Origin of the sequence: Bartonella sp. AP58NXGY (assembly GCF_042195785.1) — a bacterium.
Taxonomy (GTDB): Bacteria; Pseudomonadota; Alphaproteobacteria; order Rhizobiales; family Rhizobiaceae; genus Bartonella.
The window spans coordinates 1-293 of the sequence record NZ_JBHIOY010000292.1; the positions used below are offsets into that span (position 1 = coordinate 1).

The 293-nt window shown below is 44.7% G+C and carries 1 pseudogene; it reads right to left on the reverse strand.

What is annotated here, in order from left to right:
* A pseudogene (locus ACFINC_RS11015) lies at positions 1-293 on the reverse strand (ATP-dependent DNA helicase RecG); the annotation flags it as partial.

The following is a 293-nucleotide window of genomic DNA, read 5'->3' on the forward strand; positions in this document are numbered from 1 at the left end:
TTTGTGCCATTGCCATTAGTGCCACGACTGTTTTTCCCGCGCCTACATCGCCTTGGAGCAGTCTTAGCATCGGTTCTGGTGAAGCAAGATCATTGGCAATATCCTCTACCGCTTTTATCTGTCCCTTTGTGAGCTGAAAGGGGAGAATATTAAGCAATTTTTTCGTATAAATTCCCGTTGATGGTCGAGGAGTCCCAACAAGAGATTTTGTTTTCAAACGAACAAGACCTAGCGCCAATTGACAAGCGAGCAGTTCATCATAGGCAAGACGTTTACGTGCTGTACTTTCTAAG